Raw genomic sequence first — 26,002 nt, 5'->3', positions numbered from 1 at the left:
GCATAATCCGAAAATACTACCATCTCATGGGTAGATTCGTTAAATGGGTTCGGCCACCCGCACAGTTCAAGTATGGTTTAATTGCCGCTTTGCAGATTATGTTGTTGATGATACGGATAGAGAATACTTCTTTCCATTTTTACGACGCAAAGCGTCTCAATCATAATCCTCCATTAATCTATGGCAGCTGTTTCACTTACAGTCTCTACAGTAAAACCACTGGGAGATAGAATATTTATTAAAGTTTCCGCATCTGAGGAAAAAACCGCTGGGGGCATCCTTTTGCCTGATACAGCTAAAGAAAAACCACAGGTTGGAGAAGTTGCTCAGGTAGGACCTGGGAAACTTAATGACGATGGTTCTCGACAAACTCCAGAGGTGAGTATTGGAGACAAAGTCTTGTACAGCAAATATGCTGGAACAGACATTAAATTGGGGGGAGATGAATATGTCTTGCTCTCAGAAAAAGATATTTTAGCTGTAGTTGGCTAAAATATTTGTTTCAAAAATTATTAAAACTTATTACTAAATTGCTGCCTAAATATGGCTAAAAGAATTATCTACAATGAGCAAGCTCGTAGAGCGCTCGAGAAAGGAATCGATATCCTTGCTGAGTCTGTTGCTGTAACGCTTGGACCAAAAGGAAGAAATGTTGTCTTAGAGAAAAAATTTGGTGCTCCACAAATTATTAATGATGGTGTCACAATCGCTAAAGAGATCGAATTAGAGGACCACATCGAAAATACTGGTGTTGCATTAATTCGACAAGCCGCATCAAAAACTAATGATGCAGCTGGAGATGGCACTACAACAGCTACTGTTTTAGCGCACGCTATGGTCAAAGCAGGGTTGAGAAATGTTGCTGCAGGAGCTAATGCGATTACCTTGAAAAAAGGAATCGATAAAGCTACTGAATTTTTAGTTGATAAAATTCAGGAGAATTCCAAGCCAATCAGTGATAGTAATGCTATTGCTCAATGCGGAACCATTGCCGCTGGAAATGACGAAGAGGTTGGGCAAATGATTGCCAATGCAATGGATAAAGTTGGGAAAGAAGGTGTCATTTCTCTAGAAGAGGGAAAATCAATGACTACTGAATTAGAAGTTACTGAGGGTATGCGTTTTGATAAAGGCTACATTTCACCTTACTTTGCAACAGATACAGAAAGAATGGAGGCTGTTTTAGATGAACCGTATATTCTGTTGACTGATAAAAAAATTGCTTTAGTACAAGATTTAGTTCCTGTGTTGGAACAAATTGCTAAAACTGGTAAACCTCTAGTCATCATTGCAGAAGATATAGAAAAAGAGGCTTTAGCTACGCTTGTCGTTAATAGACTAAGAGGTGTGTTAAATGTGGCGGCAGTAAAAGCGCCCGGATTTGGTGATAGAAGAAAAGCCATGCTTGAAGATATGGCTGTTCTAACCAATGGTCAACTGATTACTGAGGATGCAGGCTTGAAATTAGAGAATGCCACCTTAGATATGCTTGGAACTGGTAGAAGAATAACTATCAACAAAGAAACTACAACTATAGTTGCTGAGGGCAATGAGAAAGCAGTAAATGCTAGATGCGATCAAATTAAGAAGCAAATGGATGAAACAGATTCCTCATACGATAAAGAAAAGCTTCAGGAACGTTTAGCTAAATTAGCTGGAGGAGTAGCAGTTATTAAGGTTGGAGCTGCTACTGAGACTGAGATGAAGGATAAAAAACTTCGTCTTGAGGATGCTATTAACGCTACAAAAGCTGCTGTAGAAGAAGGAATTGTACCTGGCGGAGGAACAACTCTTGCTCACTTATCTCCAATCCTAAAAGATTGGGCTGATAAAAATTTAGAAGGAGAGGAATTAATTGGAGCTAACATTGTCGAAGCTTCACTGACTGCACCTCTTATGAGAATTGCAGAAAATGCAGGGTCTAATGGTGCTGTGATTGCAGAGAATGTAAAATCTAAACCATTCAATGATGGATTTAACGCTGCCACTGGAGAATATGTTGATATGTCCTCCGCTGGTATAGTTGACCCTGCAAAAGTTACTCGTTCAGGTCTGCAAAATGCAGCTTCAATAGCAGGAATGGTTCTCACCACTGAATGTATAGTTGCTGATTTACCTGAGAAAAAAGATTCATCTGCTCCAGCGGGTGCTCCAGGTATGGGTGGTGACTTTGATTACTAAATATTGATTAGTTAATTAATTTATTAAATTTAGGGGATTATTTTTTATAATCCCTTTTTTTTATTCAAATTTTATGAAATCCAGCCAGCGCTAAGAATAATTGCGAGAGCCAAAAATATAATTAAAAAGGTCCAAGTTATTTTATTGAGAGATGCTTCTGCACTACTTGCGCTATTGAACATTGAGCTTCCACTAGTTGCTATTCCTCCCATTCCATCACCTTTAGGACTATGAAGTAAAACTAAAAGTATCAGAAGAATTCCAGAAAATACCCATATCCAACTTAAAAGATTAATCATTGTTTAAAAGGCTTTTTATAAACTTTATACGTGCTGTACTACTTTATTATAACCTTTTAACTCGATTTCTTTAATTAGAGATTTTCCTGTCATTTCTTTTGGTATTGGAAGATTTAACAATTGTAATAGAGTTGGTGCAATATCTGCTAATCCAGCATTATCCCTTAAATAAATCTCATTACCCATATTCGGGATTTTTCTTTTTTCACCCTCAATAAAAATTAATGGAACTTTATTTATAGTGTGTGCTGTCCATGGTTCTCCTGAAGGACCTTGCATTACCTCTGCGTTACCATGATCGGCTGTTATAAGAATACTCCCACCCATTTCGCCAGTAGCATTAACTATTTGACCTATACATTTATCTACTGTTTCTATAGCTTTAATTGTTGCATTCATATTGCCAGTATGACCCACCATATCAGGATTAGCAAAATTGATTACAACAAAAGCATAGTTTCCACTTTTAATTGCTTTAGAACAACTAATAGTTAGTTCTTCCGCAGACATTTTGGGTTCCATATCATAAGTTGCTACTCTTGGAGAGGGAATTAAATTTCTATCTTCTCCAGGTAAAGGAATTTCTACTCCTCCATTAAAAAAATATGTTACGTGAGGATATTTTTCTGTTTCTGCTGTTCTGTATTGTTTGAGGCCATTTTCTGAAACTATTTGGCCGATAAAATTATTGAGAGATTCCGGAGGAAATGCAACTTTAACGGAAAAGTTTGAGTCATATTGAGTAAAAGTAATTAAATCAAGATTTGGAAAAATTTTTCTTTCAAAATCTGAGAATTCTTTCTCTGAAAGTGATTTGATTATTTGCCTTGCTCTGTCTGGACGGAAGTTAAAGCAAATTAAACTATCCCCATCTTTAAGATAGTTTTCCGAAATTCGAATGGGCTCTATAAACTCATCGGTTATATTTTTGTCATAACTTTTTTTTATGTAATCCTGAGGAGAAATATTTGTTACTTCAATATCTGGATCAGTCAAATTAGAATATGATTTTTCTGTTCTGTCCCATAAAAGATTTCTATCCATTATCCAGTATCTTCCGCATATGGAGGCAATCTCACCAGTGTTGAATTTTTTTATGCATGACTCTATTTGATTAAGATATTTAGATGCACTTTTTGCAGGAGTATCTCTGCCATCAGTAATAATATGAATTGCTAGTTTTTTTATGCCATTATCGGATGCCCATTTTATTAAACCCAATAAATGATCAATATGACTATGTACTCCTCCATCAGAACATAATCCCATGATGTGCAAAGTAGAATTATTTCTCTTTAATGAATCAGCCATCTCCTTTAACTCATGAACTAGACCTAACTGATTATTTTTTACAATATTTGAAATCCTTACAAGTTCTTGTTGGATTATTCTTCCCGAACCAATGGTAAGATGTCCCACCTCTGAATTACCCATTTGACCATCCGGGAGGCCTACACTAGATCCACTAGCGCTTATTAGAGTGTGAGGATATGCATGCCACAATGAATCTATGATTGGTGTATTGGCACTTTTTATAGCATTGTGTGATATCTCTTCTCGGTAGCCCCATCCATCTAGTATTGCAAGAACTACAGGGCTCTGAGGAACACTTAATTTATTTATATTTTTGCTGCTAATTTTTGACATATTTAGATCAAATTAATTGTTTAAGTGATCCAACTCTAAATCTAGCTTTAAAAGCTACTCTTTAACAATCTATATTCAATATAGTTAGCTTTTGCTAATTTATGAAAATATTGAACAAATTTTATTTTTTGATAAATCATGTCCAATAAAACAAAAAGAATCGTAATACTTACTGAATTAGAGTTTAGAAAAACCATTGCACGTTTAACTTCCCAAATTATTGAAAAAGTAAAAAACCTTGAGAATCTTGTTTTAATTGGGATTCCTACTAGAGGAATTGATCTGGCCGAAGTTTTAGAAAAAGAATTACTCTGCAAAACAGGTTTAAAAATAAGAAAAGGAATAATTGATCCAACTTTTTATAGAGATGATCAAAATAGAGTTGGAACGCGCCTAATCAAAGCAACTGATATTCCTACTCCTATTGAGAAACAAGAAATTCTCTTAATAGATGATGTAATTTACACAGGGAGAACAATTAGAGCTGCAATCGATGCATTATATTCTTGGGGCAGACCTCAAAGAGTGATGTTGTTAGTAATGGTAGATAGAGGTCATAGAGAATTACCTATTCAACCCGATTTTTGCGGTAAAAAAGTTCCAACTAGTAAAGATGAAAGTATTAGCGTACGACTAAATAATATTGATAATGAAGAAGGAGTTTTTCTTGAGTAGCATTATTTCAGAAGATATTTCCTAAATTATATTCTCCTAAAAATTCATCTTTAATATCGAAACACGTAACAAGTAAGTCAGCTTTTTTAGTGATTTTGAAGAAAAGTTTTAAGTTGTCTTCTCCAATATTAGGCTTGTTCTTTATCTCGATTCTTAGTGGTTTTTTACCCCAATTTATAATTTTTTCTTCACTTTGAAACTCTGATAATTTTGGTAATCCATTTTCAAAAATCACATCATATTCTCTTTCTTTTTTTGTTTCACCAATAATTATTTCGAATATTTTCTGATTACTTTTACTAGCCTGAAGGATCAGTTTATATGGAGTTTCAGTTGGCCATGTTTGGCCTTTACAAAAAATAGGATGCCAAAAGTGTTTTTGTTCTCTTTTATTTAATAATCTTATTGATAATCCTTTATTTAAGATGTCTTTAATTTTTACGCCTGGAGTCATTGCCAGAGCTCCTAAAGCTATTGATTCAATAGGAGGTGGGGACTTTATTGGAATTTTTGGAATCTTTTTTGTTAGCCATTCTTTAATTAATGGTATTTGAGTCCCCCCTCCAACCAAAATAATAAAATTTAAGTCATCTACGGTGCAAAATTTGCCCCTTGCTTCATTTAATAAATCTTTTAGTAAGGAGTTAAGATGATTGAGGAGATTATTCTCAATAATAATTTTCTCAAATATTTCTTTACTCAGGTAAAATTCTTTTTCTTGATATCCTTCAGTTAATAATTTTGTTGCATACTTAGTTTCATATTTGATTGAAGATGAGCTGAGTTTACATTTTATTTCTTCTGCCTTTAAAAGATTAATTGCATATTTATTATCTGGAATAAAATAATCAACGATCCATTGATCAATATCCTTACCTCCAATTTTTGAGCCTGTTTTACTGATTATTTCGGCACACCTTATTTTTTGTTTTGAAATTGAGCTGACATCATTTCCTTTGAATTTTAATAGTTCAGCTATTGGACCAGATTTCCCTTCTCCACCTTCTATTCTGACTATATTCATATCGATTGTGCTTCCTCCAATATCTAATGTCATTATTTTTGAGCCAAATGGTACATTAATCCCTAAACTTGCCGCAGTAGGCTCATCAACTAGTGCTACTTCATCTACAGATATTTCACCGCAAAGGTTAACTAACCATTCTCTATAACCTTTGTATGTATCAATTGGAGCAGTTAAAACAAGTCTTTTAATTGCATATTTTTGTGGAATTTTTGCCCACAAAAGTTTGAAAAATTTCTCGCCACATTCAGTGGGGCTTAAAATATTTTTTTGGTTTATTTTTTCATTAGGATTTCCAATTAATCTTTTAAAATTTGAATGAAAAAACAAATCGGAATTAGAGTTATCTTTCATCTTTAAAGCACCAATACCAATCTTCAGGATTTTTGAAGGTTCCTCAAACCAAACTGCTGTAGGGATAACTCCTGGAGATGATGTAATATTTGGTATCTCAACTAAAACAGAATTTATATCTTTTTGATCTTGAAAAGCTACTACAGTATTAGTATTCCCCAAATCAATAGCAAGCGTTCCAGATAAATTTTTTTCCATAAGAAATTTTTTATGAATCAATTAAGTTTGTTTTGTAATTTATGTTTTGAATCGGTCCAATAAACTGTAAAATATATTTTATAGTAATAAAAATTTTTTAATGAACGTATCAAATAATGGCGGTATTGACTCTAATGATCTTGCCAAAAGAGGTGAGAGTTTAATAAGAAAATCAACTAATAGATACTTAACTACTGTTAGAATTGCTTTTAGAGCTAAACAAAGGCGTTTTGATGATTTTGATGGACTATTAGAGGAGTCAACTATTAAACCTGTTCAAAGGTCTATTATTGAACTGAGTGATGAACAAGACCAACCAGATTTACTCCCTGGTTAATTTTGTTAGAAGATAAAAAAAGATGGAGATTACATAAAGATTTTAAAAAAGGTAAGTTTTGTTTTTTGATTGGGGTTGATAATTGGTCAATTGAGTTACAAAAAAGCGAATTTCATTCACTTTATCTCTTGCTTTTAAGAATTAATGAACAACTATTAGGTATTCAAAATGAATTAATGGATGAAGAGGCTATTACTTTAGAATTAGAAAAACTGCCTTGGTATATTGAGTTAGAAGGTAAAAAGAATGAATGGAGTTTGAGGTTAGTTTTTGAAAGTCAAGATCAAACTAGATCTTTCGAAATGTATTGGCCGATACAAATAGCACAAACTTTATTTAATGAAATAAAAAGAATGTGGGAATCAATGGATTAAAAGATAAATAAAATCGGAAATTTTGAAAAATATTTCCCCGAGTTCAAAAAAATTTTTCACAACTTTTCCACAGCTATTTTTAGAGAAATATCTGAATACCTATAGCATGTGGAAAACTTATGATTTTTTATAATTCTTTATATTTTAGTAAGATTTAATTTTTTAAATTCAATTTCTATGATTTCCCTCTTTATAACTGAATTCTCATTATTCTATTATCTGAGACTATCCCTTAATAATACTTGTTGACGATTTAGTAATTTTGAAGAAAACTAAAACTTGTAGATTTAAATTCCAAAAAATTTTTTTGAATATGCAAAAGTTAAATTACGATGTAAATCCAAAAGTTTTAAATCAGAAAGATGAAGTAATTAGTTTTAAATGTGAACTTCAAGAAAATCTGCAAAAGGCTATGAAAGAATTTGTTGAGCAACATCCTAACTGGGATCAATATAGGATAATTCAAGCTGCTATTGCAGGGTTTTTGATGCAAAAAGGATTTCAAAATAGGGATTTAACTAGACTCTATATTGGAAATATGTTTTCAATGAATTTTACGGACTAAAAATTTTTATATTTTTTTTAGCAGTATTTTTGCTATATCATTTCGGACAGGTAATATAGATAACCTATTTCCTTTTTTTACAACTAGTAAATCATCCTCACTAAATAAAATTTTTAATTCAGGTAAACTTATAATCTTATTTGATTTAGATATGAACTTTACTTTTACACAATCCCATCTCGGATTTTCAGGTTTCGATTTTGGATCAAAATACTTTGAATCTTTATCAAATTGTGTAGGGTCAACAATATTTAGGTCTATTACCTCCATAAGTCCAACAATGCCTGGAGGTTTGCAGTTTGAATGATAAAAAAATACTTTATCTCCTTTGTTCATATTTCTCATGTAATTTCGCGCTTGATAATTTCTAATACCATCCCACAAAGTTACCCCATCATCTTTTAAAGTATTTATGCTGTATGCATCAGGCTCACTTTTCATTAGCCAGAAATTTTCTTTAGTCATATCAATGGATTTGGAGGAAAAAGTAAGTAAGTTATCTGCTAGTCACTTGCTAGTTAAAGTGACAATTTATAGATTGATCTGCGCAATAAATAACTATAAATTTATTATCCATCAAATTTACTATTTGGGAAAGTGATGGGTGGTATGGGGTAATTAATTCTCTAAATAATATTGTTTTTATCACTTAAATCACAAAATAAATATTTAAAATCGAAAACAGAAATGATTTTCATTTTCATATTGGTGTAAATTTTATACATAAGTTAGTATTTTTCATGAGTCAAGTTTGGTTAATATCAGGGTCGCCGGGATGCGGTAAGACAAATTGGATACTAAATACTTTTAAGAATTATTCTGGTAATTGTGGTTACTTACGTCTTGGAGGGTATTCCGAAATTAATTTAGAGCAAGCTATAAATTCAAAAATTGATTTTGCTTTTTTGAAAGATCAAATTCCTAACTTATTAGACTTATCTATTTCAAACTCAATATCAGAGAAAGATAAAGAAAACATTTTAATTATTATTGAATTTCCACAATTTTTTATACCTAAATCTCAAGGTATTAATGGGGTTGATCTGAGAATTATTAATGAACTTGAAAAATATAATCTCCAGCCAAATAGATATCTTCATTTTGGTAGAGATCCAGAATTATCAATTAAAGATACTTTAGATTTTAGAGCAATTGAATCAATAAGCCTTGATCTTAAAAAGCATATTTGGGATCCTGCAAGCTTGAATACTTTTTGGTTTGAATTAGTTAATGGTGCTTATGGGGATGTATATAGAGCAAAAGCATTAATGAACTTGCCGGATGGGCGTTACATCTTGTTTAACTGGATAGTTAGTCAGCAAGGATCTCAATATCAAACATTAAACCAAGTTGCCCCTCTTAATGGAAGACCAGAAAGATGTTCTGAAATTGTTATACAAGGGAAAAATTTAAACTTCGAGTCAATAAAATCAACGATTCATAATTGTCTTCTTAATGAAGCTGTACTAGATCATCATCAAACTTCACTTAGAAATTCACAACTACAAACTGCTCGCCGTTAATTTAAAAATGAATCAAGCTGTCATCTCATGCTTACATGCAAATTTACCTGCAGTAGAGGCTGTCTTAAAAGATATTGAACTCCAAGGAATTACAAATATTACCTGTCTTGGAGATCTAGTGGGTTATGGTCCTCAACCTAATGAGGTTATTGAGTTAATAAGAGATAAAAAAATTCCTACTTGTCTGGGATGTTGGGACGAAGACGTTGTTGATGGATTAGATGCTTGCGATTGTAGTTATCCTTCTCAGCTTGCTGAAAAGAGAGGTCATTTTGCTCATCAATGGACTACGGATAAATTAACTAAAGAAAATAAGGATTATCTAGCTAATCTACCCTACTCAATACGTAAAGATAAATGTCTTTTTGTTCATGGTAGTCCTAATAGTCAACATGAATATCTTCTACCCGATATGGATGCATTTGCAGCTCTTGAGAGAGTTGAAAATGCCAGAGCAGAGATTCTATTTTGTGGTCATACTCATCAACCTTATATTCGCGAATTAGCAGATGGTTCAATTGCTGTAAAAATCAAAAACGCTGTCCCCAAAGATATTCAAGAAAAAGAAATTCAATTGCCGATGCGAAGAATAGTAAATGCAGGTTCAGTAGGAGAGCCAAGGCATGGAGGAACTAAAGCTACTTATGTTGTCCATAACGAAGTCACAAATGAAGTAAAAATTAGGGAAGTGGAATATGATCTTGAACTTACGTGTAAAGCAATAATAGATGCCGGTCTTCCTCCGATTTTTGCATGGCGTTTAAAAAATGGATTCGAATTTGCAGAACAAGCTGAAGATGCATCTCATGTTTGTGAAAGATGATAGAACGCTGGGCACTCGTAAGTGGTCTTAAAGGGGATCTAGATACTTATGAACTTATTCAAAAAGACTTAAAAAAAACTCCAGGTAATATAACTCTTTTTGTTTTGGGGGATATGATAGGTCCTGAAAAAAACTGTAATAGGCTTCTCCATAGGTTAATTAATCCAAAAAGTAATGATTTACAACCATGGTGTATATATGGTTGGTGGGAAGAACAAATCCTATTGGAAAGTGGTTACCGTGGGGATCAAAGAGCTGAAGCTTTGAGAATAAATAAGGGTGAAGAAGTAGTTAAGTCTCTTGCGAATGCTGTAGACAAATCATTTCTTGATTGGATAGCAGCACTTCAATTTGGATTTGTTGAACTTGATTGTGGTTTAATTCACGGAAGCTCAAAAGATATTGGCGAAAATTTAACACTAGATACCCCCCCACTGACACTCCTTGATCGACTTACACGTCTTCAGGTAAACAGATTATTTACTGCAAGAAGCAAACAACAGTTTCATTTGGAATTGACAGAGGGAACTGTTAATTCTGAAGTAAAAGATTTAAATGGAAATCGTAAGAAAGAGCAGAAAGTTCCACAAAAAGCTGTTATTGGTATTGGGGCAGGAAAAAATTATACTCTTTATGATGTAGGGACTGATAATACTCAATTCGTACAAGCAGGATATAAATCAGAAAAAAGAATTAAGGGATTTGGAAAGATATAAAATTATGGATATAACTTCCCAATAGCATCTTCTTGTTCTTGCTTTTTTATTTCCTCAGAATCTAAAACAGGGCAAGAGTTGTGATTTATTGATGAGAGGAAAGTGCTTGTATTGAATAGTTTGAAAAGTGGTGGGAGGAGTTGGAGTTTCAATTTTTATTGTTAACTAATCCATAAATACATAAAAGAGGATTCACTATTAAAACAATCCAAAAAGGCGGAGGAGGTCCTCCATCAACAATTGTCCCAGCGTTAAAAGTATTGAATAGAGCTACTGCTAAGAAACAAAACATCAAAGCTAATTCACCTGATACAACTTTTCTTAAAGAGGCTTTATCTCTTATGGAACTACAAATAATCAATAAACAACCAATTCCTAAATTACTAGCTGCTACAACATCTGCAGTACCTCTAACAAGAAGCAATGTTTCAGTTGAAGCTTTGCCTACAATAGTTTCCACAGAAAAAATCAGTAGGAAAATAATTAATAATCCCAATAAAATATGAAGTGCCCCAGTAGTTTTTAAAATATTTTTTAACTTCATAAATAAAGGAGCTAATTGCTACTTATTTTAGATCGACTGTCAATCAGTAAAAGACTACAACTTCTTCTTTTTTCTTTTTTTCCAGCATTTCTTCATTTCCTTAAAATTACTAGAAGCTTTTACGCAATCAATTTTTTTATTTAAATATTCAATTTTCATAAGTTTAATTTTATCAAAGTCTTCATCTTTATACTTCTTATGACCTTCTGCAAATACAGGGAAAAAAGTACTAGAAATTAAACTAAGTAAAACTAAAATTTTCATATCTCTATTAATAATTCAACCCATATTAGATTGTTCGTCAAACAATATCAAACTAAATCATCTCGTAGTTCTCGAATTTATTTTGCTAGTCAATCAAATTATCAGTTCTCTAAAACCCTTGCAATAACTCAAGGCTCACTTTTCATTAGCCAGTAGCTAGGTTCCTGTTGTACCATAGGATCTCGGCGAATATATAGGGTTTGAGTAAAGTTTGGGTAACTTCTTTGAATATGAATTTATTATCCATCAAAGTTTCTATTTAGGAAAGTGTACCCCTTTCCTCTATATATCATGACGGTACCCCTTTATAAATTACGCTTATCTGTTGGAAATATTGAAGGAAAAATCTTTAATCGAGAATTTATTAAATAATGACTTACCTATTTGTGAACCCACACCGTTGTTCTTGAGTTCTTTTTGATATGCCTCTTTGCTTGAGGGAATGATATCTTTAATCGAGAATTTATTAAATAATGACATTCTTATTTGGGAAAATTGCTTTGTAGATGATCACATCATCTCGTAATTATCAAATTTAGTTTTTAACTTTGCTGCTTTATGTATTAGTCCAACTGCTTCTTTTCTTCCAGTAGCTTGTTGCGCCTGATGCATTAATTCAGCATATTTTTTTACGATTTTCTTTTGCATGGTTTAGATTAAATAAAGACCGTTTTTTAATCTAAAGCTGCAAGGAACAACTTTCAGAAGATAAGGAATCAACGGTAAAACCTCAGAGTCAACAAATTGGAACGGGTTAACTCGTGTGTTAAATATATAATCAATTAGCTAAATACCTGTTGGTATCTATGATTACATTGTTTTCAAATCCTGATTTATTTTAGTTTTATCTAAAGTGGAGAAGATTTCTTTTTAAATAATGAGTGTGTTTTAAATCTTGAATTGATCTCTAATAATTTATGGTTGGCTTCAGTTGTATCCCTGCAACTGCCTCATGACAACCATGTATTAATTTTAGGACTGCTTTAGTATTTTTTGATTCAAAATATATACCTCTGCCCGTACCTAATAGTTCCTCAAACCGACCTATAAATTTCAAGGCTATAGGAGGACAATATAAGTATAGATCTAGGAGGTCTAAATGAAACTATTCAATCAATTCACAATCCTTCCAAGATACCTAAAAGCATTTAATTATGCTGGAAACAGAATGGAAGAAATAACAAGAAATCTTGATAGAGATAACCATTTATTTGAAGACTATTGGAAGAGGGAATGTAGAGAACATCCAACTAATCAGCATTGTTTAGTCTATTGCGACTGAGAATTTTAATCTTAAGGGTTGACAACTGAGTATAAATACTCTATAAATAAAGTGTAGTAAATGCTACCAAATCGTCCGATCTACCATTTGATAGACCGCAGTACGACTCAAGCCATAGGACGGGGACTTGAGCAAGCCTAGGAGCTGCATCATGGTAAACATGTATTTTAACGGCAAATCTTTCGTATATTGCAAAAGCCAAGAAGAGAAAAGAATAAAGCTTAATTATAGAGGTTCTAGTTACTTGAGATAAATAAATCTCATATCTATTAGATATTTAATAAACCATTTTTTAGAGGTACTATGCTATGAAATTTACTAATTCTCCTTTTGCCATACTCGACAAGAATATGAACGCATTAGATTATCAAAAAATAAATTTAAAATATGAGGAATATTGGGTAAGAGAAAATGATAATCAAACAAAAGAAGATTTTAAATAAAGTACCTTTTGCCTTTTAGCAATCGACTGTCAATCAATAAAAGTTTGAGTAAAGTTTGAGTAAAAAATTACGATTCCTTGAGATCTCAGTTATAGCTAGTCGCGCTCACTCTTCATTAGCCAAAACTTTTCTCCAGTCATATCAAGGGATCTCGGTGATTTTTAAGGTTTGGAGGACGTGTTATCCAAACTTTTTTGGTTATAAATTCATTATCCATCAAAGTACCTATTTAGGAAAGTGATGGGTGTTAAAGGAGATAATTAGAACTTTTTTTTAATCTTTGCTAATACACAATTTTGTATAAAAATTTCTTGATTGATCGAAAAAACATGCAATAATTTTTTATCTCAAAAGTTTATGGCACTTATTCCTTACTAATAGGGAATTTTATTTATGAAAAACTTCCTGTATAAAATTTTTGAATTTCTAAAGCATCTTTTCCAAAAAATTTCTGAATTTTTAAAAAGAAGGTTTTCTGAAGGAGAGGAGAAGCCAGTTGAAGAAGAGAAGCCGGTTGAGGAGGAGAAGCCAGTTGAAGAAGAGAAGCCGGTTGAGGAGGAGAAGCCAGTTGAAGAAGAGAAGCCGGTTGAGGAGGAGAAGCCAGTTGAAGAAGAGAAGCCGGTTGAGGAGGAGAAGCCAGTTGAAGAAGAGAAGCCGGTTGAGGAGGAGAAGCCAGTTGAAGAAGAGAAGCCGGTTGAGGAGGAGAAGCCAGTTGAGGAGGAGAAGCCAGTTGAGGAGGAGAAGCCAGTTGAGGAGGAGAAGCCAGTTGAGGAGGAGAAGCCAGTTGAGGAGGAGAAGCCAGTTGAAGAAGAGAAGCCGGTTGAGGAGGAGAAGCCAGTTGAGGAGGAGAAGCCAGAATTATAAGCAGAAATTTATTAAATAATTTACCTTCCTTTTCATTAGTTTTTGGCTAGTGAATCAAGTTACCTAAACTTGTCATGAATATATTTTATCGGTATAAGTGGTCTAAGGACTTGTCCTTTTTGTAAGGACTTGAGCCTAGCGGTTTCAAGGTTAACCCCGCACTCCTGCACACGAGTACAAAAACCTTTTTTATTAATGAAGATTACTTCCAAGACACTTAGCTTGCTAATTAATGTAGTTTTTGTGCTTTGTGTCTTTGTTATTTAAAGGCTATTCATCAAAAGAGATTAATAGTTCCGGGTTTTATTACTTCGAACCGAACGCAATATCGGTTTTTTTTTTTAGTCTGTAAAAGTGTGAATAGAAAATTTAGAATTCTTGAAATCCTAGTAATAGCTAGACTGGCTCACTTTTCATTAGCCAGTAGTTAATGTCAGTCATATCAAGGGATCTCAGCGAATTTTAAAGCTTGGAGGACGTGTTATCCAAACTTTTTTGGGTATAAATTCATTATCCATCAAAGTTACTATTTAGGAAAGTGATGGGTGGTACGGGGTCAATGTGACCGTGCTACATCGTATATATGATCTGATAAATTTCTGTTAAAAGTTTATGGGTACAACCTTTCAATAGCTTCTTTCTGTTCTTGCTTTTTTATGTCTTCAGCATCTAAAACAGGGCACGAGTTTTGATTTAGTGATGAGAGGAAAGTGTTTTTGTTGAATAGTTTGAAAAGTGGTGCAAGTAATAAGTTTTTCATTTATTCCCAAGTTTTCATATCAGAGAAGTCGCTTGCTATTGCATGAAGCATCCCTCCTACAAATGATCTAGGACAACCAAGTTTGTTAACTAATACTTCTGATTGTTTTTTGATATCTTCCCATGTAGGTCTGATATCCTCATTTATTTGTTTAAGGCTAGGTTTAAATTCTTCTGAATCATTCATATAAAAAAGGTATTAACTTAGTAAAATTCAAATGATCGTAAAGATAATCTCATTTATTTAAATCAATATTCAATTAAAATTACAAAATAAATTCTTTAGAAATTATTCTAAGCTGATTTAAATTCAGATTATTTAAATAATTATTTGCAATAAATTTTTTCTCATTAATTTCGAGATCTTTAATCTCAGAAATAATGCTATTAGATATTAAATCAATTAAATGTTCTTTATCCATTACTTATATATAAACCTAAAACAAACATTAATTATTTAAAGTCTTCAACTCAACATATAAGTAAAAATACTTAGATAAATAAAAAACTTTTTTAAATTACTTTTTATAAATAAATTTATGTATGTCTTCGAATAGGTTAGATTTTGATTTGAAAAATCCATTATTTCTTAAATAAGATTTTCCTTTCTCTATATTTTTAATTCTTTTTTGATAAGAATTTTCATCTAAATCTTTTTGCATAAAAAAAATAGTTGGAACCTTATTCTGATTAGTGCTCACAAAAAAGTGGTTACCTTAAATACAAAATTTAAGTTCTTTCTTGAACTACTTCTCATTCAAACTAAAGATCTTTAGAAATAGTTTCTTTCTTAAATTTCGTGAATTAATAATGAAAAATAAATTAAAAATAAAATTCTTAGAAAAAAGGTGATTTAGGTAGGAAACACTACATCAATTACCTATTAGGAATAATTAGTTTGTAAATATTAAATCCAAATTAATTACTTATGGAATTCGCAAAAAAATTCATGACCGAAAAAGCTGAAAAGCTTAACGGTAAAGCTGCAATGCTTGGAATGTTTGCTCTTATAGGGGCTTACTATTTTACTGGTCAAATTGTTCCAGGTATCTTCTAAAAAAAAATTATTTTTTTAATTTTTTGAGGGGCTTTATTAAGCCCTTTTTATTTGATTAGAAATCTTCTTTTTTTAATTTTCTAATAATTCAAACAATTTGTTTATGAGAAGCTTTCTTTTTAAAAAAGACTTATCACTATATTTTTTATTTTCTTCTCTTAAAATTTCCTGACCATTTGATCCCAATCCTTTAAAGACAAATTCTTTGTCTTCTTTAATCCACTTATTTATCATTACCCCCGTTGTCTCTATATGAAATTGCAATCCGTAAGCAAAATTACCAATCCTAAAAAACTGTTCCTTACAACGTGCACTGCTAGCAATAAGTATTGCTTTATTAGGTAATAAAATCCTATCTCCATGCCAATGCAGTACATGAAAAGGATCTTCAAACAGTGATTTAAAGTCACTATTTGATTTATCAATAAAAATTTGAGACCATCCAATTTCTGGTAATTCTTTTGGAGGGTATCCATATTTTAAAATTTCAACATCTCCTCCAGCGGCACTCGCAAGCAACTGAGCACCTAAGCAAACACCGATTATAGGTCTCTTATTCTCTAATTCTCTTCTTATAAAATCTCTCTCCAACTTAAGCCATGAGTATTTGTCGCTCCCAATATCTTTGACTCCCATCGGTCCACCCATAATTAAAATTAGATCACCTTCTTTTGTTTTAGGAAGATTATCTTTTTTATCCAAACGAATAATTTCAATTTTTAAATTTCTTTCTTCAGCAAATTGTTTAAAAAGACCAGGTCCTTCTATTTCTAAATGCTGCAAAACTAATAGTCGTTTTATTCCCTTCATTCACTTTCCATTATTTCAGCAGAATCAGAACAGACATTAACGCTAAACCACTCCATTGAGGACCAATTACTTTCTTGGTATGTACCAGCGGCAACACTTACAAAACAATCATTCTCAAACCAACTTCGATAATTGGGATTTAATTCAGTTCCTTTTAATCTGTTTTCTAAGCCTTTTCCATATTTTTTAATAACAAGATTTATAGCTTCGTACTCAATTTGTCTTTGCCTTTCATCAGCAAAAGCTCCTAAAGGTATAAAAAAAAGGATTGATGCAATAAGCAAATGTTTCATCGATTCTTCTATTTTTTATATGAAGTTAATTTCATATTGTTTAATTAATTTTTTAAAATCTTCAACTCTTTTTTGTCCGTTCTTTAAAGGTCTTGAGGAGTCAAGTACAGCTGCACAACATAATTGCCAACAAGATTTTTCATCTAGGTCTAATTGCTCGCATATTTTTTTTGGGGCTTTAAAAAATGTATTTATTTCAGCAATATGTTGAGTAGTTTCCCATAACTCTCCTTCAAGAAAATCAAGTTCAATACTTGATAATAATTCTGTGGCTACGTAATCTTTGATTAGCTCAGTTAATTCCACAATATTTTATTAAAGCAGGAAAAGTTAAATCATCTCTTAGTATTTATATAGCAAGATAAAAAAAAAGGAGCTAATTGCCCCTTAGTTTACATCGACTATCAATCAATAAAAAGTTCGAATGAGGTTCGAATAGGATTTTTGGGAAAAAATAAAACCCTTGCTATGACAAGCAAAATGCATCTCGTTCTTTTTTCATTACCCAAAACTTTTCTTCTTTCATATCAAGGGATCTCGGCGATTTTTAAGGCTTGGAGGACGTGTTATCTAAACTTTTTTATATAAATTTATTATCCATCAAATTATCTATTTAGGAAAGTGATGGGACTAGTAAGCGTTTCATATTATTCAACTGGTGTTAGTGAATAGCAGATATCTTTATAACCATTTTTTTTATCCCAATCTTTCATCTCTGGAGTACTTGTAGCAGCAGCAAATCCTTCTAAATCTTTGACTTTAAGTATCAAGTGACTTTTATGTTCATTTACCTTGATGAGTTCATATTCTTCAACATATCGATGTCCCTCCTTTTCATGGAAATCGGCTACAAATTTATCGAAATCTTCAAAAGAACAATCAAAAGTAGAAACTATTAAGGTATTCATAAAAAAAAAGAGCTTATTGCTCCCCTAGCTTAGGTCGACTGTCAATTAATTATTTCTCCATAATATCAACTTAATATAAGTAATTATCAAATTAAATTTATGCTTAAATATTTCAGTTCTCCTTAACTTATAAATGTATTATTCAGAAACTAAAGTGATAATGGGTGGTCTAGCCCATGTTCCAATATTAATATTCATAGTAAATTTTGTTAAAGGTAAGTTTGAATCTATAGCAGCAAAAGTAGTTGAAGTTGAAGTTGAAGCGGAAGAGCTAAAGGTAAAAGTAGTTGAAGTTAAAAAAGAGGAAGTTAAAGCGGAAGAGGTAAACGAAAGTGCAGTTAAAGCGGAAGAGGTAAACGAAAGTGCAGTTAAAGCGGAAGAGGTAAACGAAAGTGCAGTTAAAGAGGAATCAGAATAACGGTAAGAAAAAGTTAAAAAAGATGTTTTTATTTCTCTAGTTTAGATAGATTTTTAATCAAAAAAGTTTGAGTAAAGTTTGAGTAAAAAATTACGATTCCTTGAGATCCCAGCTATAACTAGTCGCGCTCACTTTTCATTAGCCAGTAGTTAGGTTCAGTCATAGTCTATAATTTGCGGGAAATAGTGCCGCTGGTATGGTATTTTGTTAACTTTTTCGTAAGTCAGTCAAATCCAAAGCATTTTATTTAGTTTATCGAACAATATTAGTCGAAGAAAGTTTCTATTTAGGAAAGTGATAGCTTATGAATCTAATAGGCATATAAGTTTAAATATGTGTAATTCAACTTTAAAATATGAATCTTGATTTAATTGTGATAGTTTAGATTATCAAAATTTCGTGTGAGGAAATTTATGAAACTTTTTAAGAGCTTACTAGTTACTCAAGCTGTATTAGGTCTTTTAGCACCAATGACTACTGCAGCATCTGAAATAAATCTAAATGAGATGAACAATTATGCCCGAAAGAAGTCATCTTCTAAAAATAGATTTAATAGCCAAACTTTTACTAATCAAGAATTTGCAAAAACAAATAATTCTAATAAAAATACAAAAGCACCAATTAATCTAATTGAAGCCGGTTCTTTCTCTGAAACAACAACTATGAGTGGATCTGCTTCATTTGTAATTGGAGGTATTAGAAATCATGATCTCGTAAATTACACTGATACTTCAGAAGCAATAAATGCTCACTATTCATATAACGTTGATTTAAATACAAGCTTTAACGGAGAAGATAATTTATTTGTTGGGATTGAAGCTGGTAATAATGATGGATCGGGGACAGTATTACTAGATAGTACTAATGTTGTTGCAAATGCCGATCAATTATCAGTGTCTTCGATTTATTACTCTTTCCCATTCATTGGGTGGGATGTTGCTGTTGGTCCATTACTCGCACAAGATGATCTAGTAGCAACAACAACAAGTAAATATTCTGATGCTTTTTATCTATCAGGTAATGGAGCTGGAAATAATGTTTGGACCTTACCAGGACTAAAAGGAACAGGTATTGCTGCCGCTAAATTTTATGATAATGGATTTAATATAGGAGCAAATTTATTATCAGTAACAGGTAATTCAACTGGTGTTTTGACTGAGGAAAGTACTGAGATGGCAACGTTAATGACAGGTTACGATGCGGAAAATTTTGGAGGCGGAATTATACTTACAAAATATGATACGGTTTGGGGGCATCATGATAAAACTGCACAATATTATCTTGATTATTATGGAGTATCTAAACTTCAAGTAACTGCTTGGCAAGTTGGAGGATATTGGACACTTAAAGATAAACTTACTACAAATATTGGACTAGAAGTTATTGATGCGGATATAGGATTAGACTCTCCTGAGTTCACTTATTCCACACTTTCCATGGATTATGAATTTAACGAAAATAATAGAATAAGTGGTGCTTGGAAATATATGAGTTTCCTAAATACCAATGGAACTATAGATCAATTAGGAGATGCTTTTGAATTTTATTACACTCATGATGTTAATGATGCAGTAAGTGTAAAAGCAGGAATCTATTTAGTTGAAGCAGATTATGAAGACGGTAATGGAACATCTATCAAAAACGGTGGAACTGGCGATGATTGGCTTTTGTATGATGAAACAGTTTATGCTTTTGAAACTATTTTTAGGTTCTAATTCATTAGTTTATTAAAAAAGAAAAAAAGCAGCTTTAGAGCTGCTTTTTTAATGCTTTTTGAACATTAAAAATCGTGAACATATCGTGAACATTTTTTTAACGAATTTTGAAATCGATTGCTATGACTACTGGTACATAGTTCATTAGCCAAAAATTTTCTTCAGTCAAATCAAGGGATCTCGGCGATTTTTAAGGCTCGGAGGATGTGTTATCCAAACTTTTTTGGGTATAAATTTATTATCCATCAAAGTTCCTATTTAGGAAAGTGATGGGTGGTATGAGGTAGATGCCAACGTGCAACATGTTATGTATGAATCGACAAATTTATGTGAAAATTATAAAATAATTAGTTACTCACAGTTGAGCTTTTTATGTAACATAATATGTTTACATAAAGTAATAATCAAATGAAAAGACTTATTCCTTATATTGCCTTTGCATGTTTGACTGGTTTCACAGCTACGAGTGGTTTACCAGTTATGTCAGGCGGTTGCAGTAGTCATATGAACAAAACAGCCGAAATCAAATGCGCTGAAGATGATATTGAGTGTGAAGCTGAAAAAGCTGAAAAGTTTGAATTAAACAAAACCGTAAGGTCATAAAAATTGACTAAACTTAGTTTTATCATTCACTCGGCTTCAAGAGATTTACTTGAATTTTTCTTCTGTTTAACTATCGGTTTTACACCAGGTTCACCAGGATTTATTTGATTAATAACAAAATGACTACTTCATTATTTTTTCTAATATTTGTGAGCATGATATTAATTTACGTAATGGCTTGTTTGTGGAGAGATCTTATAAATCAAAAAGTAAATATACAGCAATAAAATATTTCAATTCTTAGTAAAATCATATCTAAAGCAATATGGTTAGGCGGAAATATTTTTTGAAAAGCTCCATTAAAAAGAGGGTTTTATCCCTCTAAGTTTAGATCGACTGTCAATCATTCTTTATAGTAGATCTTTACTGTGCCTAAAATGCGAATTTATTTTAGCCAGAACAAGAGAAAGCACCTGCAAGAATATTTTTTAGAATTGGTGCTTGACCTAATGCGTATAGGAAGAAAGTTGATGATACGAGAGTGATGGTTATTTTAGAAACCCTATTAATTTTTAAATTTGAGACTTTTGAAAATGCGGAATTCATTTAATCATTAAATTTACTGAAATTATATTAGCTGTATAAATAAAATATTAAGCATTAAAATTTACCAAAGATTAATTTTATTGCTTGTAATTATTCTTTTTTTGTCTCCTACTGTGGGTTGGATATTTTTTCTTCTTCTTTAACCTTTTCTTTCTCCTTTGCATGAATGATTAATTTATTTTCGGTTCTTCCAAAATCATTTTTCCTTTCAACAAAGAAAATAAGTGAACTAATAAAAAAGTGCAAAAAGCAAAACTTCCATTTACTAATACCATTTAATTAAATACAAATTAGTTTAGAGGTCTAATTTAAATCAATATCAAACAATACAACTCACAGTAAATTTCGTTCAATCAAATTCATTAATGTCCATGCTATTACTATTTTATAATCCACAGCGGTTCGTTAATAATTCCAGCGGCATTCAATTAGGAGCTACATATGTGTAACTGACTTGTATAAAAAAATTAGTTTTATATGAAATTTTGGCTAATATCTTTACATTAATTAATATTAATGTTACATTAATTTACATAAATTACTTTTTTAAAAATGACTCCTGATGCAGAAAGATTTAACGGTTGGGCAGCAATGCTCGGTTTCGTTGCAGCTGTTGGCGCATATGTAACAACAGGACAGATTATTCCGGGTTGGTTCTAATGAAAAATACTGAACCCAAAACTATAGAAAAAGAAAAAGTAGTAGCTGAGAAGCTAAATGGTAGATTTGCCATGTTAGGTTTTATTGCACTTGTTGGAGCTTACCTAACAACAGGTCAAATTATTCCTGGCATGGTGTAATGCTTGAGGCAGGAATTAACACTTGGATTAACACTATACTTTTTCCTTTTATGCCAGTCATAACAGTATTTATTGTTAGTGCATTAATGTTAAGTGATTTGCCATGGAATGATGACGATGACGATGATGATGGCGGTGGATTAATCTCCCCGGCGTACAACTACGTTCCCCAAGGGGCTTAGAGGATATATATCAAAATGATTTTCATGTCATCTTTATTTAACTCAGTCCCTTCAAGTGCTAAAGACCTTTTTGCGTTTGGTTACTTTCTTACTGTTGTTTTTGCAGCAGGAAAAGTATGACTCTTATGACAACATATCTAAATTGCTATATCACTTTTGGCACAGCAATAATAACCACTGCGATAGCACCAAGTATTGCTCACGCACTATAAAATTTAATCACTCTTATTAAAGAACAATTAAAAAATGGAAAACTCAAAACCAACTTATTGGCAAAATGCCGAGAGAACCAATGGAAGAATGGCAATGATGGGTTTATTCGCATTGGTAGTAAACTATGGTCTTTTTGGCTGGATCATCCCAGGTATTTTTTAAAATGAATGTAGACATTTTCTTAATCTCCTTCTTTACATATCTATTAGTGCCAGTGGTAATGATAGCTAAAGGAAAAAAAGCAATAAACTAAAAATTAATTTAGTTATTCTTTTTTCCTAGTTAATACAACTGGATTAATAACTTTATTCGAATTGGATTGGATTGCAAATCATCAATCAGAATATTTTAAGGTTAGATATGGCACCAGTTTTAGAAATTGGTCGCTTAATGGATGAAGGAATAATAGAACTTCATTTTAGATGACCAGCAAAATTTATTCACAATAAATCGTAATGAGATTGCTTTAGGGATATAGGCAAGCTTTTTATTTTCTATGTTTATGTGAGAAATGGTAGCCAAGAAATAACTAAAATTACCAATAGGTTTTTATTTATTAAATTTAAAACCCGAACCACAAGAACTTTTGATCGCGCCTTTTGGAGTACTAATTAAAAACCCTCCTCCAGTTAAATCCTGATAATGATCAATAGTAAGTTCATCTAATAAACTTTTCTGAGATTCAGGAGCATAGACAGTCAAGCCATCAGTTCTTGCAATGGGAATTCCTGATTTTTCACAAATATTAACTCTCAGAAACATCCATCCATCATCAAGTATATCAGGTTGTAAATATAAGAATATTTTTCCCGGTGTACCACGATATATGGATTGTCTTAGCAATTCACTTGAAGCTGTCTTGGTAATAGTTAAAGAACTCAATTTTTAAATCCACTTACATATATAGATTAAATATTTTTTTATTCAATATCAAGTATTCCAGAGTGTTCCGATTTTAATCGCTCCAGAATTTCTCTTAATTCTTATATTATTAAAAAGAAATAAATGATAAGTCGTGCTTAAAATATTAGAAGATGAGATTCATTAATAAGCACTTGATATTTTGTTTTTCATATTTTCAATTTTATTGATTAATTCATCTAACCATTCAGTATTATTTTGCTCTTGTCTTTTATGGTTCTGACTATTTTGAGTACTCATAGATTTTAATATTTATATTGTTTGTCTAATATATATTCATTAATTAGAGGGATCAATAAGCAATTATGCTAAATCGATTGACAAGAGAATTATTAGTAGCATTTCATACATAGCTCGTCATCATAAACTACTCAAGGAAATCTAAATTTGTTTTAAAAAAGTATTTTCTTTGTTGTCTTTATCTGAAATTTTGATTTGAATCAAGAAAATCTATAGATATTCCTATGTAAAAATCATTTCTAAATTTCTTTTATTGGATCTTAATAAAGTCAGCTGACAGTTACTATGACGATTCATTAAAAACAGAAGTTCCTTATACTCCTTACTATTGAATTTTAAGGTGGGTATTGCAATCATAAAGCTTATTCTTCATTAGATAATAGTTAAGCTCATTCATAACAATTGATTATGAGTAAATTATAAATGTGAAAAATAGTGAACAAGTTGTGAACATTTTTTAAGGGAGATTTTGAGAACCTCTTTCTTATGATTCAAGGCTTACTTTTCATAGCATTATTCAATATCTAAAACTTCAAAGGGAACTAATCTTTTACTAAATTCCAACTGTCGTCCTTTTTATTCAGTATTAAAACCCTTAGGAAAAACGAGAGTAGCTATTAATGTTATTAGAAATCTTTTCATTTACTATCTAATCTTTTTTTCATATTATTAAAGGCTCTCTATATAGAAACTTTTTCTTAAGTATTAAATAATTTCGGAAGGGGTTCATCGTCCCTGCATATTATCTTTTAGCTAAGTAAATTATTACTGTCATAGTTCCCATTCCAACAATACCGAAGTTCCATATAGTTGAACTATTCCTATTGAATTGGTGCACCCAGATTGGAATACCATCTGAGATAAAAAAGAGAGTTAATCCAACTAATAAAACTATTGGTAATCCTAAGGCTAAAAATAATTCCATTAAAAAACAGGATTATATCCCTCCATTTTAGATCGACTTTTGATCGCTATACATTTTTATAAAGTTTGTATAAAAATTAAGATTCTTTAGATCACATTTGTGGCTATTCGGATGTACTTTTAATTAGCCAGTAATTAGGTTCAGTAATGGCTTATAGTTTGGTTAAAGTATGGTTAAAGTATGGTTGTTGCAACGGTGCTGTTATGGCATTTTATAAACTTTTTTATAAGTCATTAGTTAGTCGCAGTTGGTGCAAGTAGTAATGATAGCTAAAGGGTAAAAAGTAACTAACTAAAAAATTGAATTTAGGAATTCACTTTATAAGGGTAGATAAAAATGGTGTGATAAATTAATCTGAATTTGATTTAATTACAAATTATCAATTACAATTTTCAAGAGTAGATATGGCATTAATTTTAAGAATTGGTCGCTTAATGGCTGAACGAATAATAGAACTTAATTGTAGATTGCCAGCATAATTATTCACAAAAAATCTGCATGAGCTTTATTTAGGTATATAGGCAAGCTTTTGTTTTAATTATTTTTTCAGACTTTCCGAGGATTTTGATTTGAGAAACTCCTATGTGAAGAATGAAATCTAAGTTTATTCCTAAAATTCTCATCTCCCCAATAGTGATCTTCGTAGAATGAAAAAACAGACATAGCTACGCCAGCTGTTAATATTCCTCCAACAATCAGGATAATATATATAAGGTAATATGATGGAACCCAATTACTAGTTCCAAAAAAAATTAAATAATGCATAATTTTTAGAAAAATTAGATTTTTATATAACTATTTTCACTAAGTAAAATAATTTTACCAGCTGAAAGAAATACCCAATTTATTAAGAACTTAAAGTCTTAATTGTTTATTTAATTATTAATAATAAGGTTATTGATGATTATATTTTTTTTGTTAACTTATAATGTTAATGAATTTTTTTTTTAAGTTTTTGGTTGATTTATCTAAGCTTGAAAATATTTCGCCTTTATATTCTTATTGGCATTCAGACCAAAATGATTTGGATGAAAAGAATAGGTTATCAATTGCTAATAAAGATAGTCCAGCTTTATATCTGTTCGAGAAAGAACCTTATAAGTGGGAGATATTATTTCAAAGTATTATAAGAGAAATAATTAACGGAGATTTATCTTCATTGAAAGGTTTACAAGTTCTTTTAAGTAGTCTTTCTCTTGAAGTAAGAAAAAAAGTTTCAAGGGACTTATTAGAAAATAAAATTATTAATCAGGAGTGTTTTGCCCAACTTAACAAGTCATTTGATATGGAACCAGCAACAAAAACTAATTTACTTAGATTTCTAAGAATCTTATTGGCTATATTTACGAATCCTTATGGTATTGAATTGAGAAGAAAAAGAATTCATATTTATGAAAAAACTGGTTTTTTATTTAACAATTTAAAGAATTTATATTCTAAATAAATATTTGTATCAGACACTTAAAATTTTTTGTAAGAATTGATATTTTAAAAGATCG

At 31.5% G+C, this 26,002-nt stretch carries 42 protein-coding genes and 1 pseudogene; 21 read left to right on the top strand and 22 right to left on the bottom strand.

Annotated elements, in window-relative coordinates; genetic code table 11:
* Window positions 1–180: 180 nt before the first annotated feature.
* Both groES and groL read left to right on the top strand, forming a co-directional pair.
* Window positions 181–492 (top strand): co-chaperone GroES, encoded by a 312-nt coding sequence (groES, locus tag SOI86_RS05130; RefSeq protein ID WP_032527362.1) that lies wholly within the window; start codon window positions 181–183, stop codon window positions 490–492.
* A gap of 51 nt (window positions 493–543) precedes the next feature.
* A complete protein-coding gene (gene groL, locus SOI86_RS05125) occupies window positions 544–2,181 on the top strand; it encodes a chaperonin GroEL (protein WP_320680793.1) in 1,638 nt (545 codons plus the stop codon).
* 71 nt (window positions 2,182–2,252) lie between these two features.
* Here the strand turns inward: groL and secG are convergent, their stop codons facing one another.
* Both secG and gpmI read right to left on the bottom strand, forming a co-directional pair.
* Complete coding sequence (gene secG, locus SOI86_RS05120; protein WP_320680792.1) at window positions 2,253–2,480, bottom strand: preprotein translocase subunit SecG; 228 nt, start codon at window positions 2,478–2,480, stop codon at window positions 2,253–2,255.
* A 24-nt stretch (window positions 2,481–2,504) separates the two neighbouring features.
* Window positions 2,505–4,127, bottom strand: a complete 1,623-nt coding sequence (gene gpmI / locus SOI86_RS05115) for a 2,3-bisphosphoglycerate-independent phosphoglycerate mutase (protein WP_320680791.1) — start codon at window positions 4,125–4,127, stop codon at window positions 2,505–2,507.
* Window positions 4,128–4,265: 138 nt separating this feature from the next.
* On the opposite strand from gpmI, the gene pyrR reads away from it, so the two are divergent.
* Window positions 4,266–4,802: a bifunctional pyr operon transcriptional regulator/uracil phosphoribosyltransferase PyrR gene (gene pyrR, locus SOI86_RS05110; RefSeq protein WP_320680790.1), complete on the top strand. Its 537-nt coding sequence runs from the start codon at window positions 4,266–4,268 to the stop codon at window positions 4,800–4,802.
* Window positions 4,803–4,809: 7 nt separating this feature from the next.
* Here the strand turns inward: pyrR and SOI86_RS05105 are convergent, their stop codons facing one another.
* Window positions 4,810–6,378 (bottom strand): Hsp70 family protein, encoded by a 1,569-nt coding sequence (locus SOI86_RS05105; protein ID WP_320680789.1) that lies wholly within the window; start codon window positions 6,376–6,378, stop codon window positions 4,810–4,812.
* Between the two features lie 100 nt (window positions 6,379–6,478).
* Here SOI86_RS05105 and SOI86_RS05100 point away from each other — a divergent pair, with 100 nt between their 5' ends.
* The 3 genes from SOI86_RS05100 (at window position 6,479) to SOI86_RS05090 (ending at window position 7,654) form a co-directional block, all read left to right on the top strand.
* Window positions 6,479–6,715 carry a DNA-directed RNA polymerase subunit omega gene (locus SOI86_RS05100; RefSeq protein WP_320680788.1) on the top strand — a complete coding sequence of 79 codons (237 nt, stop codon included), beginning with the start codon at window positions 6,479–6,481 and terminating at the stop codon, window positions 6,713–6,715.
* Window positions 6,716–6,717: 2 nt separating this feature from the next.
* The gene (locus tag SOI86_RS05095; RefSeq protein ID WP_320680787.1) at window positions 6,718–7,089 is read left to right on the top strand and encodes a DUF1818 family protein; all 372 of its coding nucleotides are present in this window, start codon (window positions 6,718–6,720) and stop codon (window positions 7,087–7,089) included.
* Between the two features lie 313 nt (window positions 7,090–7,402).
* Entirely contained in the window at window positions 7,403–7,654 is a 252-nt protein-coding gene (locus tag SOI86_RS05090; RefSeq protein WP_320680786.1) for a DUF2811 domain-containing protein, read from the top strand.
* 6 nt (window positions 7,655–7,660) lie between these two features.
* Here SOI86_RS05090 and SOI86_RS05085 read toward each other — a convergent pair whose 3' ends face one another.
* Entirely contained in the window at window positions 7,661–8,119 is a 459-nt protein-coding gene (locus SOI86_RS05085; protein WP_320680785.1) for an EVE domain-containing protein, read from the bottom strand.
* Between the two features lie 275 nt (window positions 8,120–8,394).
* Between SOI86_RS05085 and SOI86_RS05080 the strand changes: the two genes are divergently transcribed.
* From SOI86_RS05080 to SOI86_RS05070, 3 genes are read left to right on the top strand one after another with little or no spacing between them, the layout of a single operon-like run.
* Complete coding sequence (locus SOI86_RS05080) at window positions 8,395–9,177, top strand: GTP-binding protein (protein WP_320680784.1); 783 nt, start codon at window positions 8,395–8,397, stop codon at window positions 9,175–9,177.
* A gap of 7 nt (window positions 9,178–9,184) precedes the next feature.
* Window positions 9,185–10,000 (top strand): metallophosphoesterase family protein, encoded by an 816-nt coding sequence (locus SOI86_RS05075; RefSeq protein WP_320680783.1) that lies wholly within the window; start codon window positions 9,185–9,187, stop codon window positions 9,998–10,000.
* Window positions 9,997–10,716, top strand: a complete 720-nt coding sequence (locus SOI86_RS05070; RefSeq protein WP_320680782.1) for a phosphoesterase — start codon at window positions 9,997–9,999, stop codon at window positions 10,714–10,716. Before SOI86_RS05075 ends, SOI86_RS05070 begins: the two co-directional genes overlap by 4 nt.
* A gap of 2 nt (window positions 10,717–10,718) precedes the next feature.
* Here SOI86_RS05070 and SOI86_RS05065 read toward each other — a convergent pair whose 3' ends face one another.
* From SOI86_RS05065 to SOI86_RS05040, 6 genes are all read right to left on the bottom strand, one after another.
* A complete protein-coding gene (locus SOI86_RS05065) occupies window positions 10,719–10,868 on the bottom strand; it encodes a hypothetical protein (protein ID WP_320680781.1) in 150 nt (49 codons plus the stop codon).
* Entirely contained in the window at window positions 10,865–11,260 is a 396-nt protein-coding gene (locus SOI86_RS05060; RefSeq protein WP_320680780.1) for a hypothetical protein, read from the bottom strand. The genes SOI86_RS05065 and SOI86_RS05060 overlap by 4 nt, the downstream gene beginning before the upstream one ends.
* A 54-nt stretch (window positions 11,261–11,314) precedes the next feature.
* Window positions 11,315–11,524, bottom strand: a complete 210-nt coding sequence (locus SOI86_RS05055; RefSeq protein ID WP_320680779.1) for a hypothetical protein — start codon at window positions 11,522–11,524, stop codon at window positions 11,315–11,317.
* 318 nt (window positions 11,525–11,842) lie between these two features.
* A complete protein-coding gene (locus SOI86_RS05050; RefSeq protein WP_320680778.1) occupies window positions 11,843–12,004 on the bottom strand; it encodes a hypothetical protein in 162 nt (53 codons plus the stop codon).
* A gap of 30 nt (window positions 12,005–12,034) precedes the next feature.
* Window positions 12,035–12,172 (bottom strand): hypothetical protein, encoded by a 138-nt coding sequence (locus SOI86_RS05045; RefSeq protein WP_187151428.1) that lies wholly within the window; start codon window positions 12,170–12,172, stop codon window positions 12,035–12,037.
* Between the two features lie 259 nt (window positions 12,173–12,431).
* Window positions 12,432–12,581, bottom strand: a complete 150-nt coding sequence (locus tag SOI86_RS05040; RefSeq protein ID WP_158516825.1) for a hypothetical protein — start codon at window positions 12,579–12,581, stop codon at window positions 12,432–12,434.
* Between the two features lie 42 nt (window positions 12,582–12,623).
* Here SOI86_RS05040 and SOI86_RS05035 point away from each other — a divergent pair, with 42 nt between their 5' ends.
* The 3 genes from SOI86_RS05035 (at window position 12,624) to SOI86_RS05025 (ending at window position 14,113) form a co-directional block, all read left to right on the top strand.
* On the top strand, window positions 12,624–12,806 hold the full coding sequence (locus SOI86_RS05035; protein WP_079296299.1) for a hypothetical protein: 183 nt from the start codon (window positions 12,624–12,626) through the stop codon (window positions 12,804–12,806).
* Between the two features lie 308 nt (window positions 12,807–13,114).
* Entirely contained in the window at window positions 13,115–13,249 is a 135-nt protein-coding gene (locus SOI86_RS05030) for a hypothetical protein (RefSeq protein WP_320680777.1), read from the top strand.
* Window positions 13,250–13,642: 393 nt separating this feature from the next.
* A complete protein-coding gene (locus SOI86_RS05025; RefSeq protein WP_320680776.1) occupies window positions 13,643–14,113 on the top strand; it encodes a hypothetical protein in 471 nt (156 codons plus the stop codon).
* A 610-nt stretch (window positions 14,114–14,723) separates the two neighbouring features.
* Here the strand turns inward: SOI86_RS05025 and SOI86_RS05020 are convergent.
* The 4 genes from SOI86_RS05020 to SOI86_RS05005 form a co-directional block, all read right to left on the bottom strand.
* Window positions 14,724–14,873, bottom strand: a complete 150-nt coding sequence (locus tag SOI86_RS05020) for a hypothetical protein (RefSeq protein WP_320680775.1) — start codon at window positions 14,871–14,873, stop codon at window positions 14,724–14,726.
* Window positions 14,874–15,059, bottom strand: coding sequence for a hypothetical protein (locus SOI86_RS05015; protein WP_025923503.1), 186 nt, complete (start codon window positions 15,057–15,059; stop codon window positions 14,874–14,876). It abuts the gene before it with no gap.
* Between the two features lie 79 nt (window positions 15,060–15,138).
* Window positions 15,139–15,294 (bottom strand): hypothetical protein, encoded by a 156-nt coding sequence (locus tag SOI86_RS05010; protein WP_320680774.1) that lies wholly within the window; start codon window positions 15,292–15,294, stop codon window positions 15,139–15,141.
* 96 nt (window positions 15,295–15,390) lie between these two features.
* Window positions 15,391–15,573, bottom strand: a complete 183-nt coding sequence (locus tag SOI86_RS05005; protein WP_320680773.1) for a hypothetical protein — start codon at window positions 15,571–15,573, stop codon at window positions 15,391–15,393.
* Between the two features lie 248 nt (window positions 15,574–15,821).
* Between SOI86_RS05005 and SOI86_RS05000 the strand changes: the two genes are divergently transcribed.
* Window positions 15,822–15,929 carry a high light inducible protein gene (locus tag SOI86_RS05000; RefSeq protein ID WP_025890855.1) on the top strand — a complete coding sequence of 36 codons (108 nt, stop codon included), beginning with the start codon at window positions 15,822–15,824 and terminating at the stop codon, window positions 15,927–15,929.
* A 72-nt stretch (window positions 15,930–16,001) separates the two neighbouring features.
* Here the strand turns inward: SOI86_RS05000 and SOI86_RS04995 are convergent, their stop codons facing one another.
* From SOI86_RS04995 to SOI86_RS04980, 4 genes are all read right to left on the bottom strand, one after another.
* Window positions 16,002–16,739 carry a type 1 glutamine amidotransferase gene (locus SOI86_RS04995; RefSeq protein WP_320680772.1) on the bottom strand — a complete coding sequence of 246 codons (738 nt, stop codon included), beginning with the start codon at window positions 16,737–16,739 and terminating at the stop codon, window positions 16,002–16,004.
* The gene (locus SOI86_RS04990) at window positions 16,736–17,032 is read right to left on the bottom strand and encodes a heat-labile enterotoxin alpha chain (protein WP_320680771.1); all 297 of its coding nucleotides are present in this window, start codon (window positions 17,030–17,032) and stop codon (window positions 16,736–16,738) included. The genes SOI86_RS04995 and SOI86_RS04990 overlap by 4 nt, the downstream gene beginning before the upstream one ends.
* 15 nt (window positions 17,033–17,047) lie before the next feature.
* On the bottom strand, window positions 17,048–17,338 hold the full coding sequence (locus SOI86_RS04985; protein ID WP_320680770.1) for an inward rectifier potassium channel: 291 nt from the start codon (window positions 17,336–17,338) through the stop codon (window positions 17,048–17,050).
* Window positions 17,339–17,679: 341 nt separating this feature from the next.
* Window positions 17,680–17,940 (bottom strand): hypothetical protein, encoded by a 261-nt coding sequence (locus tag SOI86_RS04980; protein WP_079340027.1) that lies wholly within the window; start codon window positions 17,938–17,940, stop codon window positions 17,680–17,682.
* Between the two features lie 133 nt (window positions 17,941–18,073).
* Here SOI86_RS04980 and SOI86_RS04975 point away from each other — a divergent pair, with 133 nt between their 5' ends.
* The 3 genes from SOI86_RS04975 to SOI86_RS04965 all read left to right on the top strand — a co-directional run bounded on the left by SOI86_RS04975 (window position 18,074) and on the right by SOI86_RS04965 (window position 20,676).
* Window positions 18,074–18,358, top strand: a complete 285-nt coding sequence (locus SOI86_RS04975) for a hypothetical protein (protein ID WP_320680769.1) — start codon at window positions 18,074–18,076, stop codon at window positions 18,356–18,358.
* A gap of 413 nt (window positions 18,359–18,771) precedes the next feature.
* Window positions 18,772–20,073 (top strand): hypothetical protein, encoded by a 1,302-nt coding sequence (locus tag SOI86_RS04970; RefSeq protein WP_320682481.1) that lies wholly within the window; start codon window positions 18,772–18,774, stop codon window positions 20,071–20,073.
* Between the two features lie 408 nt (window positions 20,074–20,481).
* Window positions 20,482–20,676, top strand: coding sequence for a hypothetical protein (locus SOI86_RS04965; protein ID WP_320682480.1), 195 nt, complete (start codon window positions 20,482–20,484; stop codon window positions 20,674–20,676).
* Window positions 20,677–21,066: 390 nt separating this feature from the next.
* Here the strand turns inward: SOI86_RS04965 and SOI86_RS04960 are convergent, their stop codons facing one another.
* A complete protein-coding gene (locus SOI86_RS04960) occupies window positions 21,067–21,222 on the bottom strand; it encodes a hypothetical protein (protein WP_320682479.1) in 156 nt (51 codons plus the stop codon).
* 552 nt (window positions 21,223–21,774) lie between these two features.
* On the opposite strand from SOI86_RS04960, the gene SOI86_RS04955 reads away from it, so the two are divergent.
* The 4 genes and pseudogenes from SOI86_RS04955 to SOI86_RS04940 form a co-directional block, all read left to right on the top strand.
* Window positions 21,775–21,882, top strand: a complete 108-nt coding sequence (locus SOI86_RS04955; protein WP_320682478.1) for a high light inducible protein — start codon at window positions 21,775–21,777, stop codon at window positions 21,880–21,882.
* Complete coding sequence (locus tag SOI86_RS04950) at window positions 21,882–22,022, top strand: high light inducible protein (protein ID WP_320682477.1); 141 nt, start codon at window positions 21,882–21,884, stop codon at window positions 22,020–22,022. The genes SOI86_RS04955 and SOI86_RS04950 overlap by 1 nt, the downstream gene beginning before the upstream one ends.
* Window positions 22,022–22,204, top strand: a complete 183-nt coding sequence (locus SOI86_RS04945) for a hypothetical protein (protein ID WP_320682476.1) — start codon at window positions 22,022–22,024, stop codon at window positions 22,202–22,204. Before SOI86_RS04950 ends, SOI86_RS04945 begins: the two co-directional genes overlap by 1 nt.
* 264 nt (window positions 22,205–22,468) lie before the next feature.
* Window positions 22,469–22,579 (top strand): annotated as a pseudogene (locus tag SOI86_RS04940) (chlorophyll a/b-binding protein); the annotation flags it as partial.
* Between the two features lie 387 nt (window positions 22,580–22,966).
* Here the strand turns inward: SOI86_RS04940 and SOI86_RS04935 are convergent.
* The 3 genes from SOI86_RS04935 to SOI86_RS04925 form a co-directional block, all read right to left on the bottom strand.
* Window positions 22,967–23,299: an AIR synthase gene (locus SOI86_RS04935; RefSeq protein WP_320682475.1), complete on the bottom strand. Its 333-nt coding sequence runs from the start codon at window positions 23,297–23,299 to the stop codon at window positions 22,967–22,969.
* Between the two features lie 1,021 nt (window positions 23,300–24,320).
* Complete coding sequence (locus SOI86_RS04930) at window positions 24,321–24,503, bottom strand: hypothetical protein (protein ID WP_320682474.1); 183 nt, start codon at window positions 24,501–24,503, stop codon at window positions 24,321–24,323.
* 546 nt (window positions 24,504–25,049) lie between these two features.
* Window positions 25,050–25,268 carry a hypothetical protein gene (locus tag SOI86_RS04925; RefSeq protein ID WP_320682473.1) on the bottom strand — a complete coding sequence of 73 codons (219 nt, stop codon included), beginning with the start codon at window positions 25,266–25,268 and terminating at the stop codon, window positions 25,050–25,052.
* A 169-nt stretch (window positions 25,269–25,437) separates the two neighbouring features.
* On the opposite strand from SOI86_RS04925, the gene SOI86_RS04920 reads away from it, so the two are divergent.
* Window positions 25,438–25,947, top strand: a complete 510-nt coding sequence (locus tag SOI86_RS04920; protein ID WP_320682472.1) for a hypothetical protein — start codon at window positions 25,438–25,440, stop codon at window positions 25,945–25,947.
* The last annotated feature ends 55 nt before the right edge of the window (window positions 25,948–26,002 follow it).

Origin of the sequence: Prochlorococcus sp. MIT 1314, from assembly GCF_034093315.1 — a bacterium.
GTDB lineage: Bacteria > Cyanobacteriota > Cyanobacteriia > PCC-6307 > Cyanobiaceae > Prochlorococcus_A > Prochlorococcus_A marinus_Y.
Note: the sequence above shows the minus strand (reverse complement) of the source record. Positions and strands in the feature narration are given on the sequence as shown.